Origin of the sequence: Comamonas sp. BIGb0152 (assembly GCF_024809975.1) — a bacterium.
GTDB lineage: Bacteria > Pseudomonadota > Gammaproteobacteria > Burkholderiales > Burkholderiaceae_C > Comamonas.
The window spans coordinates 76,398-95,359 of record NZ_JANUDY010000011.1 but is presented as its reverse complement, the minus strand read 5'-3'; the positions used below and the strand labels follow the sequence as shown (position 1 = coordinate 95,359).

The 18,962-nt window shown below is 64.3% G+C and carries 16 protein-coding genes; 6 read left to right on the top strand and 10 right to left on the bottom strand.

The annotated features are described in order from the left end of the window. Positions 1-14 precede the first annotated feature (14 nt). From cysM to M2375_RS19455, 3 genes are read left to right on the top strand one after another with little or no spacing between them, the layout of a single operon-like run. The gene (cysM, locus tag M2375_RS19465) at positions 15-926 is read left to right on the top strand and encodes a cysteine synthase CysM (RefSeq protein WP_404979353.1); all 912 of its coding nucleotides are present in this window, start codon (positions 15-17) and stop codon (positions 924-926) included. A 48-nt stretch (positions 927-974) separates the two neighbouring features. Continuing rightward, positions 975-1,601 (top strand): NUDIX domain-containing protein, encoded by a 627-nt coding sequence (locus M2375_RS19460; protein ID WP_259169649.1) that lies wholly within the window; start codon positions 975-977, stop codon positions 1,599-1,601. Positions 1,602-1,633: 32 nt separating this feature from the next. Beyond that, on the top strand, positions 1,634-1,861 hold the full coding sequence (locus M2375_RS19455; protein ID WP_259169648.1) for a sulfurtransferase TusA family protein: 228 nt from the start codon (positions 1,634-1,636) through the stop codon (positions 1,859-1,861). 105 nt (positions 1,862-1,966) lie between these two features. On the opposite strand, the gene galU is transcribed toward M2375_RS19455, so the two are convergent. From galU to hemC, 9 genes are all read right to left on the bottom strand, one after another. Beyond that, on the bottom strand, positions 1,967-2,854 hold the full coding sequence (gene galU, locus M2375_RS19450) for a UTP--glucose-1-phosphate uridylyltransferase GalU (protein ID WP_259169645.1): 888 nt from the start codon (positions 2,852-2,854) through the stop codon (positions 1,967-1,969). Between the two features lie 108 nt (positions 2,855-2,962). Further along, entirely contained in the window at positions 2,963-5,866 is a 2,904-nt protein-coding gene (locus M2375_RS19445; protein WP_259169643.1) for a valine--tRNA ligase, read from the bottom strand. Positions 5,867-6,073: 207 nt separating this feature from the next. Further along, on the bottom strand, positions 6,074-6,649 hold the full coding sequence (locus tag M2375_RS19440; RefSeq protein WP_259169637.1) for a YceI family protein: 576 nt from the start codon (positions 6,647-6,649) through the stop codon (positions 6,074-6,076). Positions 6,650-6,706: 57 nt separating this feature from the next. Then, entirely contained in the window at positions 6,707-7,282 is a 576-nt protein-coding gene (locus M2375_RS19435; protein WP_259169633.1) for a YceI family protein, read from the bottom strand. Between the two features lie 36 nt (positions 7,283-7,318). Beyond that, a complete protein-coding gene (locus tag M2375_RS19430; RefSeq protein WP_259169631.1) occupies positions 7,319-7,882 on the bottom strand; it encodes a cytochrome b in 564 nt (187 codons plus the stop codon). Between the two features lie 217 nt (positions 7,883-8,099). After that, positions 8,100-9,386: a heme biosynthesis HemY N-terminal domain-containing protein gene (locus M2375_RS19425; RefSeq protein WP_259169629.1), complete on the bottom strand. Its 1,287-nt coding sequence runs from the start codon at positions 9,384-9,386 to the stop codon at positions 8,100-8,102. A gap of 3 nt (positions 9,387-9,389) precedes the next feature. Further along, positions 9,390-10,526, bottom strand: a complete 1,137-nt coding sequence (locus tag M2375_RS19420; protein WP_259169628.1) for a uroporphyrinogen-III C-methyltransferase — start codon at positions 10,524-10,526, stop codon at positions 9,390-9,392. Continuing rightward, the gene (locus tag M2375_RS19415; RefSeq protein ID WP_259169626.1) at positions 10,523-11,359 is read right to left on the bottom strand and encodes a uroporphyrinogen-III synthase; all 837 of its coding nucleotides are present in this window, start codon (positions 11,357-11,359) and stop codon (positions 10,523-10,525) included. Before M2375_RS19415 ends, M2375_RS19420 begins: the two co-directional genes overlap by 4 nt. Before the next feature lie 14 nt (positions 11,360-11,373). Next, positions 11,374-12,294, bottom strand: a complete 921-nt coding sequence (gene hemC / locus M2375_RS19410; RefSeq protein WP_259169623.1) for a hydroxymethylbilane synthase — start codon at positions 12,292-12,294, stop codon at positions 11,374-11,376. 171 nt (positions 12,295-12,465) lie between these two features. Here hemC and ppc point away from each other — a divergent pair, with 171 nt between their 5' ends. The 3 genes from ppc (at position 12,466) to M2375_RS19395 (ending at position 17,912) form a co-directional block, all read left to right on the top strand. Next, positions 12,466-15,351, top strand: coding sequence for a phosphoenolpyruvate carboxylase (ppc, locus tag M2375_RS19405; protein ID WP_404979352.1), 2,886 nt, complete (start codon positions 12,466-12,468; stop codon positions 15,349-15,351). Positions 15,352-15,450: 99 nt separating this feature from the next. Beyond that, positions 15,451-15,867, top strand: coding sequence for an SMR family transporter (locus M2375_RS19400; protein WP_259169870.1), 417 nt, complete (start codon positions 15,451-15,453; stop codon positions 15,865-15,867). Between the two features lie 119 nt (positions 15,868-15,986). Further along, complete coding sequence (locus M2375_RS19395) at positions 15,987-17,912, top strand: trypsin-like peptidase domain-containing protein (RefSeq protein WP_259169619.1); 1,926 nt, start codon at positions 15,987-15,989, stop codon at positions 17,910-17,912. A 66-nt stretch (positions 17,913-17,978) separates the two neighbouring features. Here the strand turns inward: M2375_RS19395 and M2375_RS19390 are convergent, their stop codons facing one another. Further along, the gene (locus tag M2375_RS19390) at positions 17,979-18,899 is read right to left on the bottom strand and encodes a sulfurtransferase (protein ID WP_259169618.1); all 921 of its coding nucleotides are present in this window, start codon (positions 18,897-18,899) and stop codon (positions 17,979-17,981) included. Positions 18,900-18,962: the final 63 nt, after the last annotated feature.

The window sequence follows — 18,962 nt, the reverse complement described above, 5'->3', positions numbered from 1 at the left end:
TTATGGCACAAATAATGAGCCCCAAAAAATACCCAACGATTGAAGATGCCATCGGCAAGACCCCGTTGGTGGCCCTGCAACGCATTGGTGCGGACTACAACGACGCGCATGGCAATGTGGTGCTGGGCAAGCTCGAAGGCAACAACCCGGCCGGCTCGGTCAAGGATCGGCCGGCAGTGTCGATGATCCAGCGGGCGCAAGAGCGTGGCGAGATCAAGCCCGGTGACACCTTGATTGAGGCGACTTCGGGCAACACCGGTATTGCGCTGGCGATGGCCGCTGCCATCAAAGGCTACCGCATGGTGCTGATCATGCCGGAGGACCTGTCTATCGAGCGTGCGCAGACCATGAAGGCCTATGGCGCACAGCTAATCTTGACGCCCAAGAGCGGCGGCATGGAATATGCCCGCGACCTGGCCGACAAGATGGTGGCCGAAGGCAAGGGCATTGTGCTGGACCAGTTTGCCAACCCGGACAACCCGCGCGCCCACTACGAGACCACCGGCCCTGAACTGTGGGAGCAGACGGGCGGCAAGATTACCCACTTTGTCAGTGCCATGGGCACGACCGGCACGATCACCGGCGTCTCGCGTTATCTCAAGGAAAAGAACCCGGCCGTGCGCATCATCGGCGCCCAACCCACTGAGGGCTCGCGCATCCCCGGCATCCGCAAGTGGCCGGAAGAATACCTGCCCAAGATTTATGACCCAAGCGCCGTCGACGAGATGGTGTATGTGACCCAGAACGATGCCGAGGACATGGCCCGCAGGCTGGCCCGTGAGGAAGGCATTTTTGCCGGTATCTCCGCGGCGGGCGCCTGCCATGTCGCCCAGGAAATTGCGCGCCGCGAACGCAACGCTACCATTGTGTTTGTCGTCTGCGACCGGGGGGACCGCTATCTGTCCACCGGCGTGTTTCCCGCCTGAACGCGCAGCGCCGAGCCACTGGCGCTCGGCTGCCGGCATGAAAGCCCTATGCAATACGAAACAAAATTTTGCCTGAACTGCGCCACGGCGCTGCAATGGATGGTGGTGGCCGAGGACAGCGGCGATGTCAGCCGGCTGCGCTGCCCCGAATGCGGCTGGACGCACTGGGGCAATCCCACGCCCGTGCTGGCCGCCGTAGTTGAGAACGACCAGGGCCAGGTGCTGCTGGCGCGCAATGCGCTGTGGCAACCGGGCATGTTTGGCCTGATCACCGGCTTTATGGAAGCGGGTGAATCGCCCGAGGCTGGCATTGCCCGTGAAGTGCTGGAAGAAACCGGCCTGCAGACCAAGGCCCTGCGCCTGATTGGCTGCTGGGAGTTTTTGCGCATGAACCAGGTGCTGATTGCCTACCATGTGCGCGTAGCGGGCCAGCCCGAGGACGTGCGCCTGTCGCCCGAGCTGGTGGAGTACCAGTGGAAGACCGCGCAGGATGTGCTGTGCTGGCCATCGGGCACGGGGTATGCGATGGCCGAATGGGTCAAAAGCAAGGGCGAGCCGGTGCGGTTTGGCGCCTTCCGCCCCAACAACCAGAACCCCGATCCCGATCCGGCCAAGTGGCCGGTGAATTACTGGGAAGAGGATGCCCGCTTTGTGGTGGCGCCCCGCCTGGGCTAAGCAGGGCCGGGCATCAATAACGAATGAACACCATGGATATTGACCAGGAAGTGGATACCCGGGGGCTCAATTGCCCGCTGCCGATTTTGAAAGCCAAGAAGGCCTTGGCTACCATGCAGAGCGGGCAACTGCTCAAGGTGGTGGCAACGGATACCGGCTCGATCCGGGATTTTCAGGCCTTTGCCAAACAAACCGGCAATGAGCTGGTAGAGCAGCAGACGCTGGGTGAGGAGTTCATCCACATCCTGCGCCGCCGCTGAGGCCGCTATAACTTGCGCCTGCGCTGAGTGGCGCTGTAAAAACCAAGGCCTGCGTATTGCAGGCCTTGGTTTTTTGGGGTGCAGTGGTTTAAACCGCGCAGGCGATCAGAACTGCAGGTTCTTCAAAAAGGCCCGGAAGTCATCGCCCACATCGGGGTGCTGCAGGGCCAGCTCCACGGTGGCCTGCAAAAAACCTTCCTTGCTGCCGCAGTCATAGCGCTTGCCGCTGTACTGGTAGGCGTAGACCGTCTCGCTGTGCATCAGCCGCTCGATGGCATCGGTGAGCTGGATCTCGCCGCCCACGCCCTTGGGCTGGTTGCGAATTTCGTCAAAAATGCCGGGGGTGAGCACATAGCGGCCGGCCACGCCCATGCGGGAGGGCGCTTTCTCGGGGGAGGGCTTCTCCACAATTTCGTCAATGCGCATCAAGGGGCCGCCTGCCGACTCGCCCTTGACGATGCCGTAGCGCTTGGTGTGCTCCAGCGGCACCTCTTGCACGGCGAGCAGCGAGCGGCCTTGCTTGGAGAAGGCGGCGGTCATTTGCGCCATCACGCCGGGGCCACCGGGCACGCCGGTCATCAAATCATCGGCCAACAGCACCGCAAAGGGCTCATTGCCCACCAGTGGCTCGGCGCAGAGCACGGCATGGCCCAGGCCCAGGGAGCGCGGCTGGCGCACAAACAGGCAGTTCATGTCGTCGGGGCTAACACTGCGCACCAGGTCCAGCATGGCTTGCTTGCCGGCATTTTCCAGCTCATTTTCCAGTTCATAGGCGGTGTCGAAGTGGTCTTCGATCGCGCGCTTGCTGCGGCCGGTGACAAAGATCATGTCCCGGATGCCGGCCTCGTAGGCCTCTTCCACGGCGTACTGGATCAGCGGTTTGTCCACCACTGGCAGCATTTCCTTGGGCGATGCCTTGGTGGCGGGCAGAAAACGGGTCCCCAGGCCAGCGACGGGGAATACGGCTTTGCGGACACGGGTCGGTGTAGTCATAAATACTTGGTTTCCAGGACTCGGGTGTGACAAAGGCGCAGCAAGCTGCGCCTTTGTGTGCAGGGTCATCGGGCATTATGTGCTGATTTCTGCCCGGCCCAGGCGGGATCAGCCCAGGCGCTGGAGCTGCTCTTGCAGCTTGCTCACCGAGGCGCCGAAATCGGCCATGCGCTTTTTCTCCTGGTCCAGCACCGCAGCGGGCGCCTTGGCGCAGAAGGCTTCATTCGACAGCTTGGCGTTGGCCTTGGTGATCTCGCCCTCCAGGCGCTTGATCTCCTTGCCCAGGCGCAGCTTCTCGGCCTCCACGTCCACTTCCACAAACAGCGCCAGGCGTGCATCGCCCACCACCGATACCGGCGCATGCTGTGCTTCGGCTGCCCAGGTGGCTTCGTCGTCAAACACCTTGACCTCGCTCAGCTTGGCCAGGTTCTTGAGCACATCGGCATTGGCACGCAGGAAGGCAGCGCCTTCGGCCGAGCCGGCCACCGTCAGCAAGGGCACGCGCTGGGCGGGCGAGACGGCCATTTCACCGCGCAGCGCGCGGCAGGCATCCACCATCTGCTTGATGCGGGCAACGTACTCCACCGCCGCGTTATCGATCTTCTCGGGCTGGGCTTGCGGGTAGGCGGCAATCGCCACCGATGCGCCGGCACGGCCGGCCACCGGGGCCACCTTTTGCCACAGCTCCTCGGTCACAAACGGAATGATCGGGTGGGCCAGGCGCAGAATGGTTTCCAGGGTGCGGATCAGGGTGCGGCGGGTGGCGCGCTGCTGGGCTTCGTTGCCAGTCTGGATCTGCACCTTGGCGATTTCCAGGTACCAGTCACAGAACTCGTTCCAGACAAAGTCATAGAGCGTGTTGGCCACGTTGTCCAGGCGGAACTCGGCAAAGCCCTTGGCCACCTCGGCCTCGACCTTTTGCAGCTGCGAGACGATCCAGCGATCGGGCTGGCTGAACTGCAGGTAGTCGCCGCTGGCGCACTGGTCCTGGCTGTGTTCCAGCAGGCCGCAGTCATGGCCTTCACAGTTCATCAGCACAAAGCGCGAAGCGTTCCAGAGCTTGTTGCAGAAGTTTCGGTAGCCCTCGCAGCGCTTGCTGTCAAAGTTGATCGAGCGGCCCAGCGATGCCAGCGCGGCAAAGGTAAAGCGCAGCGCATCGGCACCGTAGGCGGGAATGCCTTCGGGGAATTCCTTTTGCGTGTTCTTGCGCACCTGGGGTGCCGTCTCGGGCTTGCGCAGGCCCACGCTGCGCTTGTCCAGCAGGGGTTCGAGTGCAATGCCATCGATCAGGTCAACGGGGTCGAGCACATTGCCTTCGGACTTGGACATCTTCTTGCCTTGCGCATCGCGCACCAGGCCGTGGATGTAGACATGCTTGAACGGCACGCGCCCGGTGAAGTGCGTGCTCATCATGATCATCCGGGCGACCCAGAAGAAGATGATGTCGTAACCCGTCACCAGCACCGAGGAGGGCAGGTAGAGGTTGAAGTCGTCGTCGGCAGCATCGCCTTGCTCGGGCCAGCCCATGGTGCTGAACGGTACCATCGCCGAGGAGTACCAGGTGTCCAGCACATCGGCGTCGCGGCGCAGTACCTTGCCGGGCGCTTGCGCCTGGGCTTCGGCCTCGCTCTTGGCCACGTAGATATTGCCTTCTTCGTCATACCAGGCGGGAATCTGGTGGCCCCACCACAGCTGGCGCGAGATGCACCAGTCCTGGATGTTGTTCATCCACTGGTTGTAGGTGTTGACCCAGTTCTCGGGCACAAACTGCACATCGCCGCTGGCGACCGCGTCGATGGCCTTTTGCGCAATGCTCTTGCCAGTCGGGTCCTGGTCGCTGACCTTGCTCATCGCGATGAACCACTGGTCGGTCAGCATGGGCTCGATCACTTGGCCGGTGCGGTCGCAGATGGGCACCATCAGCTTGTGCTTCTTGGTCTCGATCAGCAGGCCCTGGGCTTCCAGATCGGCCACGATGGCCTTGCGCGCCACAAAGCGGTCCATGCCACGGTATTTCTCGGGCGCTTCGTCGTTGATCTTGGCTTCCAGAGTCAGCACCACGATCATCGGCAGCTTGTGGCGCTGGCCCACTTGGTAGTCGTTCTGGTCATGCGCAGGCGTGACCTTGACCACGCCCGTGCCGAACTCGCGGTCCACATAGTCGTCGGCAATGATCGGGATCTGGCGGCCCACCAGTGGCAGGGTCACGGTCTGGCCGATCAGGTGCTGGTAGCGCGTGTCTTCGGGGTGCACCATCACGGCCACGTCGCCCAGCATGGTCTCGGGGCGGGTGGTGGCCACCACCAGCTGGCCTTCGCCGCTGGTCAGCGGGTAGGCAATGTGCCACAGCGAGCCGTCTTTTTCCTGGTTTTCCACTTCCAGGTCAGACACGGCCGATTGCAGCACCGGGTCCCAGTTCACCAGGCGTTTGCCACGGTAGATCAGGCCTTGCTGGTAGAGCTTGACGAAGGTCTCGGTCACCACCTTGGAGAGCTTATCGTCCATGGTGAAGTACTCGCGGCTCCAGTCCACCGTATCGCCCATGCGGCGCATCTGCGTGGTGATGGTGTTGCCCGACTGCTCCTTCCATTCCCAGACCTTGGCGACAAAGTTCTCGCGGCCCAGGTCATAGCGGCTTTGGCCGGCCGCCTGCAGCTGGCGCTCCACCACGATCTGCGTAGCGATACCGGCATGGTCCGTGCCCGGAATCCAGGCCGTGTTGTAGCCCTTCATGCGGTGGTAGCGGGTGAGCGAATCCATGATCGTCTGGTTGAACGCATGGCCCATGTGCAAGGTGCCGGTCACATTGGGTGGCGGCAGCTGGATCGAGAAGTTGCGCTGCTCAGCCACCGATTCCGCATTCGGCGCACCGGTGCCGCGATAGCCGGCATTGCCGTAGCCGCGCTTTTCCCATTCGGGGCCCCATTGGGCTTCAATGGCCGAGGGCTCAAAAGACTTGGACAGGCTATCGAGACCTGGTTGGGAGATCGGTTGGCTGGTAGTGTCGCTCATGGTGTGATCAATGGAAAACGGCACCACAGATCGAGATGCCGTTGGATAGCTTGGGATGAATAGGCTGATTTTAGCCCGCCTGCAGCCGTGATCGCCCTGCGTGGGCTTGTGCCCGCTGCCGGGCTTGCCGCCAGCGCCAGCGGCGGGCATAAAAAAACTGCCAGCTGCCGTCAATCGGCCGCTGGCAGTTTTTGCGATGCAGGGGGTTTATTGCTTCACAGCTTCGATCTGCACCACCAGGCGCACATTCTTGGCAGCGCCCCAGTTCACGCCATAGTCCAGGCCGAAGGCGGTACGGTCAAACGTGGTTTCAAAGTCGCCACCGCAGACTTCGCGGTCTTGCAGCATCTTGTTGGGGTAGCAGCTGAACTTGTTGGCCTTGAAGGTGACCGGTTGGGTCTTGCCCAGCAAGGTCATGTTGCCTTCAACGGAGGCCAGCTTGTCGCCATCAAACACGAACTTGGTGGACTGGAAACGGGCCTTGGGGTGCTCGGCCACGTTGAAGATGTCCTTGCTTTGCAGGTGCTTGTCAAAGCCTGGCGTGCCGGAGTTGACCGAGGCGATGTCGATGCTGATGTCCACCGAGCCGGTCTTGCCAGCGCGGTCCAGGGTCAAGCTGCCTTCTTTTTTGTCGAAGCGGGCACGGTTGGTGCTGGCGCCGTTGTGGTCGATTTCAAAGGTCGCAAAGGTGTGCGTGGGGTCGATCGCGTAGGTGGCTGGCGCCGCGTGCACAGCACCGGCAAACAGGGAAGCAGCGGCCAGGGCCAACAGGGAAGTGCGCATCAGGAATCTCCTAGGAAAAGCGTTGAAAGAGCTGAGAACAGGGAAAACAAACAGGGCTTAGATCTTGCCGACACCGGTCAGGGCCAGCTTGAACTGCACCTGCACTTCATCCGCCACCATCGAGGTGTCCTTCCAGTCGCCATCACCAATGGCGTAGGTCAGACGCTTGAGCGGCAGGGTGCCCACTGCGGTAGTGGTCGTGCCCGATTGGGTCAGCGTAACGGGCAGGCTGACCTTTTGGACATTGCCCTTGATGGTCAGGGTGCCATCGACCTGGAACTTGCCGCCGCCCAGCGCCTTAACGGCGGTGGAGTCAAACGTGGCTTGCGGGAACTTGGCGGCATTGAACCACTCGGCCTTGGGCAGCTCGGCATCGGTTTCCTTGACGCCCATCGTGGCGCTGCCGGTATCGACCGTGAAATGGATCTTGCTGGCCTCGGGCTTGGCTGCGTCAAAGGCGATCTTGGCATCAAACTTCTGGAAGTGGCCCTTGATCGGCACGCCCATTTGCTTGGCTTCGAAGTTGACGGCGCTTTGCGCGGGCACCAGCGCTTGCTGGGCCAGCACGGGGGAGGCAAAGGCGACGGCAGCCAGTGCGGTGGCGATCAGCGCGGAGGGGGAGAGCTTGGACATCAGATCAGACTCCAGTAAAAAAACGGAACACATTGATTAGGAAACGCGGCCGGGCAGCATGCGGGAGAGCAGGCCATCACGGTCAATCAGCTGGTGCTTGAGCAAGGCGGCCACATGCATGACCACCAAAGCAGCCAAGCTGTAAGCCAGATAAGCATGCCAGGGCTTGAGCGTCTCTGCCAGCTCGGGGCTGCGACTCACCAGATCGGGCAGGGGAATGACGCCAAACAGCACGATGGGGAAGCCGGCGGCCGAACTGTAGATCCAGCCCATCAGCGGCACCGCAAAGAACAGCGCATACATCAGGTGGTGTACGCCGTGGTGGGCCACATGCTGCCAGGCGGGCATGGCACGCGCGGTGGCCTCAGGCAAAGCCGGGGGGCGGTGGGTAAAGCGCCACAAGATGCGCAGGGCCGACAGAATCAAGATCGTCATGCCTGCCCATTTGTGCCAGTTGAAATACTTCAGCTTGGTGGGCGAGAAAGGCAGGCTGGTCATGTACAGGCCAAAGGCAAAGATGCCGATCAGGGCCAGGGCCAGAATCCAGTGCAGTGCAATGGCGGTGCCGGTGTAGCGGGTGTTATTGGTCGTGGTAGCCATAAAAAACGCTGCAGCCATGGATGCAGCGGTGAGGTTTGAAGCGAGTGTAGGAGCAGGTGGCGCGCCATAAGTTCAGCGCAATTGATGGCGAAATTCAAATTAATTGAATTGATCGACGGCGGCATGCCAAGTTCCAGAACCAATGCACATAAGCAAATGCCCAGCCGCTGTAGGATGGCGCCGCGTGGCTGCAGGCGCTGCGCGCACGGAGCAGGGCTCAGCGCAGATCGCCAGCCAAGGCGGCCTGCTTCCAGGCCAGCGCGGCTGCCGCACTGTCGCCCCGGAACTCCGCCTGCCGGGCCAGGTGTTGCCAGGCGCGGCGGCGCAGGGCCTCCTCTTGCAGCGCGGGTGCGGCCTGCTGCAGCCACTGCTGGGCCTTGCCCCACAGCTGGCGCTGCAGGCAGGCGCAGCCGGCCAGGTACTGCAGGTAGGCGTCGTGCGGGCGCCGCTGCTGGGCCACCTCGATGCGGGCCAGCCAGCTGGCATCGAGCTCGCCCAGGCTGTCTTCGAGCACGCGCACCAGGCGCTCGGCCTGCAAGCTGGGCAGTCCGTTGTTGCTATTGGTGTAGCGCTCCCAGGCGGGCAGCAGCCATTCGCGCATCTGCTGCGGGCTGCCGCCCAGCTGCTGCAGGCGGCGGGCCGCATGGATGCCGACTTCAGGCAGTTGGCGCTCGGTGCTATCGAGGTTGCGCCAGGCCTGCGTCAGCTGCTCGGGGTCATGGGCATCGTTGATCAACTCCATCGCCAGGCCCTTGATGATGCTCTGCGCCGCAGCGGCCGAAAAGGCCCGGTGCTTGGCCAGCAGGCGGGCCGTATCCAGCGCGGTCAAAGCCTGGCGCAGCTGGCGCGCAGCCTTGAGCTTGAGGCGCAGCGCCAAGGTGCGGCGCGCTGCGCCTTGGGGCAGGCCGGCGAGCTGCTCGATGGCGCTGTGGGCGTTGTGGTCGTCCAGCGCCCACTGGGCGGCGCGCAACTGGGTGCCTTCTGCCAGCTCGGGCATGTTTCTGGCCGGGGCGCTGGCCGCTTCCTGCATGGCCGATTCCCAGTGCTGGTCGCGCTGGGTCTGGTCCTGCAGCGCGTGCGAGCTTTCGGCCGCCAGCACATGGCCCAGCACGCGCAATTGCAGGCCATGGGGAATGGCGGCGCCACTGTCCTGCAAGGCCTGCTCTTGCGCCAGTGCTGACAGCGCAGCCTTGCGGGCGCGCACAAAGCGGCCCGCTTGCAGCTGGGTCACGGCGTCCAGCGCTGCGCCGTGCATGGCGCGTTCTTTTTGCTGCACACGCCAGCGCTTGGCCTGGCGGGGCAGCTCAAACATGGCGCTGACACCGCGCAAGGCCCCATAGATGAGCACAAAGGCCAGCAGCAGCAGCACGACGACCATGTTCAGCGAGAAATCGATGCGGTAGGGCGGCCAGTGCAGGGTGACGCTGCCCTGGTTGCTGCCGGCAAACAGTGCAGCGGCCACCGCCACGGCAAACAGGCCAATCAGCCAAAGTGCGGCTCTCATCGCTTAGCGCCCTGCCGCTGCAGTGACCAAGGCGGCCAGGGTGTCGTTGGCGCGCGGCACTTCCACATCCTGCATGGCCTGCTGCAGCCCGATCAGCTGCTGGGCGGCCTGCTGGCCTCGGCGCGAGGTGGTATCGAAGTACTTGTGCACCGTATCGGCGGCGGATGCCAAGTCGTTGCGCGAGGCGGTCATTTGCCGCCCCAGCAAGGACATGCGGGCATTCATGATGCGCAGCTTGAGGTTCTCGCGCACAAAAAAGGCCTGGGTGGGCGAAAGCAGGGCGGCGTCGGGGTAATCAATGCGGCGCACGCGCACCAGGCTGCGGGCCTCTTCATGCACCACGCTCCAGGCGGTGGACAGCGCGGAGAGCCACCAACTCGGGGCCGCACTGTCGTCCGCTGCGGCATTGGCATTGGCCGTTGCTGCTGCGGCCGCAGGCTGGTCGCCTCGGCTGCGGGCGGGCGTGCTGCGGCGTGCGTTTTTATCGAGCACATCGTTTTGCAGCGGCAGATCATCGACCTGGCGCATCAAATCATCCATGCGGGCCAGCAGCCCGGCGGTGTCGAGTGATTTGCTCGCAGCGATCCGGTCCAGATCACGGGCGATGGCGCGCTGCAGCGGTGCCAGGCGCGGCTGGGCGGAGACGGTCACGCGCTGCTGTGCGATCTTGAGGGCGCTGACCAGTGGGTCGGGGCTGCCGCTGAGCTGGCTTTGCTGCATGGCAAAGCGGATGGCGCTTTCGATGTCGCCCACCATGGTGTCGTCGCGGTTGCGCGAGAGGCTGTGCACCAGCTCTTCGAGCTGGCCACGCTGCAGGGCCACTTCGCCCACGCGCGCCTCCATGACGGACATGCGCGATGCGGTATCGCGCGAGACATCCTCGGCCTGGCGGGCCAGGGTGCGGGCTTCTACCGCCTGGCCACGAGAGTCGGCACTTTGCAGTGCCAGTTGCTGCTGGATGTTGTTGAGCCGTTGCCAAAGCATGACGGCGCTGACCACCGCGATGGTGGCCGCGATGCCCAGTGCGACCGACGTCCAGACCCAGGCTTGCGGCATGCGGCTGCCAGCCGGGTGGATCGGGCTGGCGGCGGATGCCGGGTGGACTGGCGTGGGGTTCGGTGCGTGCTCTGGCAGCGTCATAGGCCCGATTCTAACGACGCTACAACGTCTGCCAGGGCTGGCCGACATTGTTTGACGTAGACAAAGCCCGCAGCCCGGGCCGCTTGGGCAATGCGCGCATGGGTGCAGAGGGCATGGGCCTGGCCCAGCTCGGTGGCGCTGAATTTGTTGCGTAAATGCATCACTGCCTCCGAGCTGCTGAACAGCCAGATGCTGCCGTCGGCTAGCGCCTGCGCCGCCTGGGCGAGTTGCGCAGCCGTCCAAGCGGGCGCGCGGCGCTCGTAGACGCCGACAAAATCCACGGCGACGCCGGCCGCCTGCAGCTGCTGGGCCAGCCATTCGCGGCCTGAGCCTTGGAGCAGCTGGTCGACGGGGGTGTTGGCGCTGGCGCCGCGCACCACCAGCACGCGCTTGCCCAGGCCGGCCATGGCCGGTGCCTGGCTCGCCACCTCGGTCCACAGCGATTCGGAGTCGAACTGCGGGGCATCGGCGGCGGGTTGGTCGATCAGATCGGCGGGTACGCCCAGCGCCCGTGCCGCCTGCGCCGTGCCCGGGCCCGGGCACCAAAGCCGGGTGTGGGGGGCGCTGCGCGGCTGCTGGCCCAGGGCCTGCACCAGCGGGGGGGTCAGAAAAAACCGTGCGGCATTGGCGCTCACCAGCATCAGCGCGCCATAGTGCTGCCAGTGCTGGCGGGCCTGCGCGCTGGCCGCTTGGTGGGCAGGGGTCTCAGCGGCTGCAATCTCGATCAAGGGCAGGGCCTGTGCCGCCAGCCCCCGTGCGCCCAGTTGGGCCACCCAGTCCGCCGCTTCGGGCTGTGGGCGGGTGATGATGAGGGTGCGGCTGTGGTGGCCCATGGCGGGTGGCTGCCTCAGCGGCGCACCTGCGCACCGGCTTGCTGCAGCAGCAAGGCCACGTGCTGGCCCAGCGCATCGGCGCTGGCGAGGTCGGTGACGGGGGCGCGTGCTTGGGCACAAACCAGCGGCGCAGCCGGGTTGGCCTCATCGCCCCAGGCGGCACGCAGCCACAGCCCGCCATCTTGCCATTCGCCGTGTGCCGCCAGCGGCATCGAGCAGCTGCCACCCATGCAGCGGCTGACGGCGCGCTCGGCCGTCACGGTCTGCCAGGTGCGGCCATGGGCCAGGTTGGCAAACAGGTCCAGCAGGTCTTGGCGGTCGCTGCGCACTTCAATGCCCAGCGCGCCTTGGCCGGCAGCGGGCAGCATGGTGTCGGTCTCGAAGGCATGGCGGATGCGCGCCTCCAGCGCCAGGCGCTTGAGGCCGGCGGCGGCCAGCACAATGCCGTCGTACTGGCCTTCGTCAAGCTTGCGCAGCCGGGTGTTGACATTGCCGCGCAGCGGCTGGATATCCAGATCAGGCCGCAGCGCGCGCAGCAGCACCTGGCGGCGCAGGCTGGAGGTGCCGACCACGGCGCCTTGGGGCAGATCCTGCAGGCTGGCGTAGTGGTTGGAGACCCAGGCATCACGCGGGTCCTCGCGTTCGAGCACGGCTGCCAGCGCAAAACCCGGGGGCAGCTCCATGGGCACATCCTTGAGCGAATGCACGGCCAGGTCGGCGCGGCCCGTCTCCAGCGCGGTCTCCAGCTCTTTGACAAACAGGCCCTTGCCGCCCACTTTGGACAGGGTGCGGTCCAGGATCTGGTCGCCCAAGGTGGTCATGCCCAGCAGCTGGACCTGGTGGCCCAGGCGCTGCAGGATATGTTGCACATGTTCAGCCTGCCACAGGGCAAGCTGGCTTTCGCGCGTGGCGATGGTCAGGGACAAGGAGCTCATGGAATAAGGGGCCACGCCAGACCCGGCCCTTCAGACGGCCAGACACCTTACGTGGTCAACAAGCGGTTCACAACAGGCGGCTGATGCTAGCATGTGCAGCGCCGCTGTTGGCGCAGTGCGACATTGAGCGGCATCAATCGTTCAGCCCCTTTGCTACTTTGCCCTTCGCCCATGACCACTGCCAGCAAAAAAGACACTTCCGCAGTCACCAAACCCCCGGCGCGCAAAACCAAGGCGAGCGGCCCCGCCGCCACCCAGGCCCTTGCCCGCCGCGCGGACAAGGACCAGCCCTTGATGGACGACATCCGGCTTTTGGGCCGGATTCTGGGCGATGTCATTCGCGAGCAGGAAGGCCAGGCCGCGTTCGATCTGATTGAGCAGGTGCGCCAGCTGTCGGTGGCCTACCGCCGCAATGACGACCAGGATGCGGAGAAATCGCTCAAATCCTTGCTCAAGGGCTTGTCGGGCGACCAGACGGTCAGCGTGATCCGCGCCTTCACCTATTTCTCGCACCTGGCCAACCTGGCCGAAGACCGCCACCATATCCGCCGCCGCGAGATCCACGAGCGCGCCGGCAACACGCAAGAGGGCAGCATTGAGGTGGCGTTGGCACGCCTGCGCTGGGCGGGCATTCCCGTCAAGGCGGTGGCCCAGACCCTGGCGCACAGCCTGATCTCGCCGGTGCTCACCGCCCACCCCACCGAGGTGCAGCGCAAGAGCATTCTGGATGCCGAGCGCGCGATTGCCGCCTTGCTGGTGGCGCGTGATGACATCGCCCAGCGCGCCCAGCTCTTCAACAGCAGCAAGGACACCCTGACCCCGCGCCAGCTGGCCGACAACGAGCTGCAGCTGAGCGCCCAGGTCACCCAGCTGTGGCAGACGCGTTTGCTGCGCTACTCCAAGCTCACCGTCGAGGACGAGATTGACAACGCGCTGAGCTACTACCAGGCCACCTTCCTCACCGAGATCCCCAAGCTCTACGCCGCGCTGGAGCGTGAGCTGGGCGAGCGCGACCTGGCCACCTTTTTGCGCATGGGCCAGTGGATTGGGGGCGACCGCGATGGCAACCCCAATGTCACCGCCAAGAGCCTGCAGGAAGCCCTGCGCCGCCAGTCCGACCTGGTGCTGCGCCACTACCTGACCGAGGTGCACTACCTGGGCGGCGAGCTGTCGATGTCCCAGCGCCTGGCGGGCAATACCGCCGCCTTGCAGGCGCTGGCAGCGCGCTCGCCCGATACCAGCCAGCACCGCGAGGACGAGCCCTACCGCCGCGCGCTGATCGGCGTGTATGCGCGCCTGGCCGCCACCTTGAAAAACCTCAGTGGCGGTGAAGCGGCCCGCCACGCCGTGGCACCGCAAAACCCCTATGCCACCAGCGAAGAGTTCCTGGCCGATCTGCGCGTCATCGAGGACTCGCTGCGCGACAACCATGGCCGCGCGCTGGTCGAGCAGCGCCTGTCACCGCTGATCCGTGCGGTGCAGGTGTTTGGTTTCCATCTGGCCACCGTCGATCTGCGCCAAAGCTCAGACCAGCACGAGGCGGTGGTTGCCGAGCTGCTGGCCACGGCTGGGCTGCAGGCCGACTACAGCCAGCTGAACGAAGCGGCCAAGCGCGAGCTGCTGCTGCTGCTGCTGAGCGATGCCCGCCCGCTGCGGGTGGTGGGCGCCGCCTACAGCGAGCGCTGCCAAAGCGAGATGGCGATCTTTGAGCGCGCGCGCCTGTCGGTGCAGCTCTATGGCCACGAAGCCATCCGCCACTACATCATCAGCCACACCGAATCGGTGAGCGACCTGCTCGAAGTGCTGCTGCTGCAAAAAGAGGTGGGGCTGCTCAATGGCCGGATCAACGATGGCCAGTCGCGCGCTACCTTGATCGTCAGCCCCTTGTTCGAGACCATTGACGACCTGCGCCATGCGGCCAGCATCATGCGCGAGTACTATGCGCTGCCCCATATTGCCGCGCTGATCCAGCGCAGCGGTGCCGAGCAGGACATCATGCTGGGCTACAGCGACAGCAACAAGGATGGCGGCATCTTCACCAGCAACTGGGAGCTGTACCAGGCCGAGCTGGCGCTGGTAGCCTTGTTTGACGAGCTGAGCCAGCCCAATCCGGTGCAGCTGCGCCTGTTCCATGGCCGGGGCGGCACGGTGGGGCGCGGGGGCGGCCCCAGCTACCAGGCGATTCTGGCCCAGCCGCCAGGCACCGTGCGTGGCCAGATTCGCCTCACCGAGCAGGGCGAAGTCATTGCCTCCAAGTACGCCAACCCCGAGATTGGCCGGCGCAACCTGGAAACCCTGGTGGCTGCCACCTTGGAAGCCACCTTGCTGCAGCCCACCAAGCCCGCCAGCCAGGCGTTTTTGGAGGCGGCCGCTGACTTGTCTGCGGCCAGCATGTCGGCCTACCGCGATCTGGTCTATGGCACCAAGGGCTTTGAGAGCTACTTTTTCAGCTCCACCCCGATCCGCGAGATTGCTGAGCTGAACATCGGCTCGCGTCCCGCATCGCGCAAGGCCAGCCAGCGCATCGAGGATTTGCGCGCCATTCCTTGGGGCTTTAGCTGGGGCCAGTGCCGCCTGACCTTGCCGGGCTGGTACGGCTTTGGCTCGGCCGTGCAGGCCTTTGTGAACCAGGAGGGCAAGACCGCCAAGCAGCAATGGGCCTTGCTGCAGAAGATGTACCGCCAGTGGCCGTTTTTCCGCACCCTCCTGTCCAACATGGACATGGTGCTGGCCAAGAGCGATATGGCGCTGGCGCTGCGCTACAGCGAGCTGGTGGCAGACACCCGTTTGCGCAAGCGCGTGTTCCAGTCCATCGAGGTGGAGTGGAAGAGCACCGCCGAGGCACTGGCCCTGATCACCGGCGAGGCCAATCGCCTGGCCAACAACCCGGCGCTGGAGCGTTCGATCCGCCACCGCTTCCCCTACATCGATCCTTTGCACCATCTGCAGGTCGAGCTGATCCGGCGCTGGCGCAATGGCGAGGACAATGAGCGGGTAAAAACCGGTATCCATATCTCCATCAACGGCATTGCGGCGGCACTGCGCAACACCGGTTGACATGCGCCCGGCGCAGGCCGGCACCGCTGCAGCCAGGCGATGGCAAGCCTGCTGGCTTGACGAGGCCCTGGTGGAAAGCCGGGGCCTTTGCCGTTTGCCGTGGGTGTTGCGCTGGCCTTCGTGTTTTGCCGGCGCGCACCCCGGTACTTTTCAACCATGGATGCCAAACCAACGGGAATTGTGATGAATGCTTATGTCTACCTGGGCGGCGCCATTGCGCTGGAAGTGATGGCCACCACGGCGATGAAGTCCTCCGAAGGCTTTACCCGGCTGGTGCCCAGTCTGATTTGTGGCGTCGGCTATGTGCTGTCGTTCTACCTGCTGGCGCAAACCTTGAAAACCGTGCCCACCGGCATTGCCTATGCCATCTGGTCGGGCGTGGGCATTGTGCTGATCTCGCTGATCGCCTGGGCCTTGCATGGGCAAAAGCTCGATGCCGGGGCCATGGCGGGCATGGGCTTGATCATTGCCGGTGTGCTGGTGATCAACCTGTTTTCCAAGTCGGCCGGGCATTGATGCGCCGTCCCCACAGATCTGCTGCCCATAAGGATTGACACAGAACTTCCGCCATCGATTTATAAAATTAATCTTAGAATGTTTCGTTTTGTATGGATGGCACGGAAGGGGTAGTAGGCATGGGATGGATGGCAAAAATGGGGGTGGCCGGGCTGGTCGCTTGGGGCTCCCTGGCGGGGGCGGTAGCAGCCGAGCCGGTGTTCAAGGTGCCTGCGCTGGAGCAGCCAGCCGGTGTGCCCTTGGAATTTGTGCGTACCAAGAGCATGGAAGCCGGCTTGGCCGTCCGGCCCGTGGCGATCGACCTGGGCGAGTGGACAGGCCTCAAGTCGGCCCCCGAGATGCCGGTGCAGATCATTGGCGCATCGCGCGCCGTGCAGCAAGCCCGGTCCAGCGCGCAAACGGCGCAGCTGCTGCAATGGCAGACATCGGCCAAGGGCGGCGCAGTGGCAGCCTTGAGCCTGCGCTCCGGCGGCGCCGAGGCCCTGCGCCTGGGTTTGCTGGTGGAGCAACTACCCGGTAGCGCCATGCTGCGGCTTTATACCGAGCACCAGCCTGCGGCGGTGTTCGAGATTGCTGGCCAGCGCGTCATGCAGATATTGCAGGCCAACCGCGATGCGGGCGATGACAGCGAAGCGGGACGCACTTGGTGGGCGCCCAGCAGCTCGGGCGAGCAGGTGACTTTGGAGATCGAACTGCCCCCGGGCACGGCGCCCGAGCAGCTCAAGGTCTCGCTGCCGCAGCTGATGCACATCTACCAAAACCTGTCGCTGCCTTTGGACCGCTTGGAAGCGGGCGAAGAACAAGCCGACAGCAAGGCCATGCCCGTCGGCAATCCGGTCGAATGCCACCTGGATGTGAATTGCTACAGCCAGGCCACCACTGAGCGCAAGGGCGTGGCCCGCATGGCCTATGTCACCCAGCGCTTTGCGGACGGCAGCTACTACTACGGCCTGTGCACCGGCAGCCTGCTCAACGATGCCCAGGGCTCCAAAACGCCGTACTTCCTGACGGCCGCACACTGCATGTCGACCCAGACCCTGGCCTCGGCGCTGGAGACCGACTGGTTCTACACCTCCACCCGCTGCGCCAGCAACAGCCTCTCGCCTAGCAGCGTGAACCTGCGCAATGGTGCGCAGCTGCTCTACACCAGCGCCAACCCCGATGTGACCTTGCTCAAACTCAACGATGCGCCGCCTGCTGGCGCCGTGTTCCTGGGCTGGGACAGCAGCATCGTGCCGGACAACAGCGTGGTAGTGGGCGTGCATCACCCCAGCGGTGGCTTGCAGAAGATCAGCTTTGGTGCCATGTCCTCCCGCTACGATTGCAGCTTGGACAGCAAGAACGTGTTTTGCAGCTTTGCCCCCAGCACCGGCAATTACTACTATGTGCGCTGGAGCATGGGCCTGACCCAGCAGGGCAGCAGTGGCTCACCGCTGTTCCATAACGGCGCTGTCACCGGGGTGTTGACGGGTGCTTCCGAGGCCAGCTGCCGCGCCAATGGGGCCGGTGCCTACAGCTTCTACCCCAGCTTGAACAGTGTGATGCCGGCCTTGCGCAAGTGGCTGGTGGATGCGGGCGGCACGCAAACCCCGGTCGCGGGCCGCATGCCGGTCTACCGCTTCTACAACACCCAGAACGGCACGCATTTTTTCACCGCCAGTGCGCAGGAGCGCGATGCGGTGATTCAAGGCAATCCCGTGTACCAGTACGAGAACATCGGTTTTTATGCATCCACGCAGACCGCTGCAGCGCCCCAGGCGGTCTACCGTTTCTACAACACCACGACCGGCTCGCACTTCTTCACCATCAATCCCGAAGAACGGGCCTTTGTGATTGCGACCTATCCGCAGTTCAATGTGGAAGGGACTGCCTGGTATGCCCGCCAGGCAGCTGGCGAGGGCTCGGTACCCATGTACCGTTTCTACAATACCCTCACGGGCGCGCACTTCTACACCACCAATCCGGTCGAGCGTGATTTTGTGGTGGCGACCTATCCGCAGTTCCTGTTCGAGGGTGTTGCCTACTACGTCTGGGGCAGCCAGTAAGCCTGGGCCAGGAGGGGCTGACCGCTCGCTGAAGGGCGGTCAGACCACCCATTCAGCGCCGGCCCATCAGCCCTTTTCCACCGGGCGCGATGGGTCGCTGCACCACTCGCTCCAGCTGCCGGCAAACAGCGCCGTGGGCGCATAGCCGGCAATCTCCATCGCGATCAGGTTGGGCAGGGCGCTGACGCCGCTGCCGCACTGGTGCACCACCGTCTGCGGGTCATGCCCGGCGAGCAGCGCATCAAACTCGGCGCGCAGCTCGGCCGCAGGCTTGAAGCGGCCATCGGGCCCGATATTGGTGGTGAACAGGCGGTTGAGCGCGCCGGGGATATGGCCTGCCACGGGGTCCAGGGGCTCGACCTCGCCGCGGTAGCGGGCTGGGGCACGGGCATCAACCACGGTTTGCTGCGCGCCCAATGCCTGCTGCACCTGCGCAGCGGTCTTGAGCGTGCGCAGCGCAGGGCGCAGCTCGAAATTGCTCTGGAAGTGGCTGGCAGATTCACCCGCTTCGATGGCGCCACCCGCTGCCTGCCAGGCCTGCAAGCCGCCATCGAGCACGGCGACGGCGTCATGGCCGGCCCACTTGAGCATCCACCACAGCCGGCCGGCATAGTTCACGCCATTGCGGTCATAGACCACCGCCTGCATGTCATTGCGAAAGCCCACCTGCGACAACCACACGGCAAAGCGCTCGCGGCTGGGCAGCGGGTGGCGGCCGCCGGATGCGGGATCGCCCAGGTCCGTGGCTGTAATGGTCTGGCCATGGCTGAGGGCGCCATGGGGGGCGCTCAGGTCCTTGTCCAGATTGGCGTAGATGGCGCCGGCAATATGCGCCTGGGCAAACTGCGCGGCACCTGCGGCCGGTTGGGCCAGTTCAAAACTGCAGTCAAACACCATCAGCTGCAGCGGGCTGGACTGCTGCAGCGCCTGCAGTTGGGCGACGGTGATCAGGGGGGAGTAAGTGGCTGTGAGGGGTGTGGTGGCCATGGCAGGGTGCTCCAGAGAAAAGACTGCCAACCATTATGTGGCAGTGCCGGGCCTGCCGCTGCC

What these genes read in the sequence shown, in the direction of transcription:
- M2375_RS19430 (WP_259169631.1), bottom strand. Translation starts at nt 7,882, where the DNA reads ATGGCTACCACGACCAATAACACCCGCTACACCGGCACCGCCATTGCA.
- cysM (WP_404979353.1), top strand. Translation starts at nt 15, where the DNA reads ATGAGCCCCAAAAAATACCCAACGATTGAAGATGCCATCGGCAAGACC.
- M2375_RS19425 (WP_259169629.1), bottom strand. Translation starts at nt 9,386, where the DNA reads ATGAGAGCCGCACTTTGGCTGATTGGCCTGTTTGCCGTGGCGGTGGCC.
- M2375_RS19390 (WP_259169618.1), bottom strand. Translation starts at nt 18,899, where the DNA reads ATGGCCACCACACCCCTCACAGCCACTTACTCCCCCCTGATCACCGTC.
- M2375_RS19455 (WP_259169648.1), top strand. Translation starts at nt 1,634, where the DNA reads ATGGATATTGACCAGGAAGTGGATACCCGGGGGCTCAATTGCCCGCTG.
- M2375_RS19435 (WP_259169633.1), bottom strand. Translation starts at nt 7,282, where the DNA reads ATGTCCAAGCTCTCCCCCTCCGCGCTGATCGCCACCGCACTGGCTGCC.
- hemC (WP_259169623.1), bottom strand. Translation starts at nt 12,294, where the DNA reads ATGAGCTCCTTGTCCCTGACCATCGCCACGCGCGAAAGCCAGCTTGCC.
- M2375_RS19440 (WP_259169637.1), bottom strand. Translation starts at nt 6,649, where the DNA reads ATGCGCACTTCCCTGTTGGCCCTGGCCGCTGCTTCCCTGTTTGCCGGT.
- M2375_RS19395 (WP_259169619.1), top strand. Translation starts at nt 15,987, where the DNA reads ATGGGATGGATGGCAAAAATGGGGGTGGCCGGGCTGGTCGCTTGGGGC.
- M2375_RS19420 (WP_259169628.1), bottom strand. Translation starts at nt 10,526, where the DNA reads ATGACGCTGCCAGAGCACGCACCGAACCCCACGCCAGTCCACCCGGCA.
- ppc (WP_404979352.1), top strand. Translation starts at nt 12,466, where the DNA reads ATGACCACTGCCAGCAAAAAAGACACTTCCGCAGTCACCAAACCCCCG.
- M2375_RS19415 (WP_259169626.1), bottom strand. Translation starts at nt 11,359, where the DNA reads ATGGGCCACCACAGCCGCACCCTCATCATCACCCGCCCACAGCCCGAA.
- M2375_RS19460 (WP_259169649.1), top strand. Translation starts at nt 975, where the DNA reads ATGCAATACGAAACAAAATTTTGCCTGAACTGCGCCACGGCGCTGCAA.
- M2375_RS19445 (WP_259169643.1), bottom strand. Translation starts at nt 5,866, where the DNA reads ATGAGCGACACTACCAGCCAACCGATCTCCCAACCAGGTCTCGATAGC.
- galU (WP_259169645.1), bottom strand. Translation starts at nt 2,854, where the DNA reads ATGACTACACCGACCCGTGTCCGCAAAGCCGTATTCCCCGTCGCTGGC.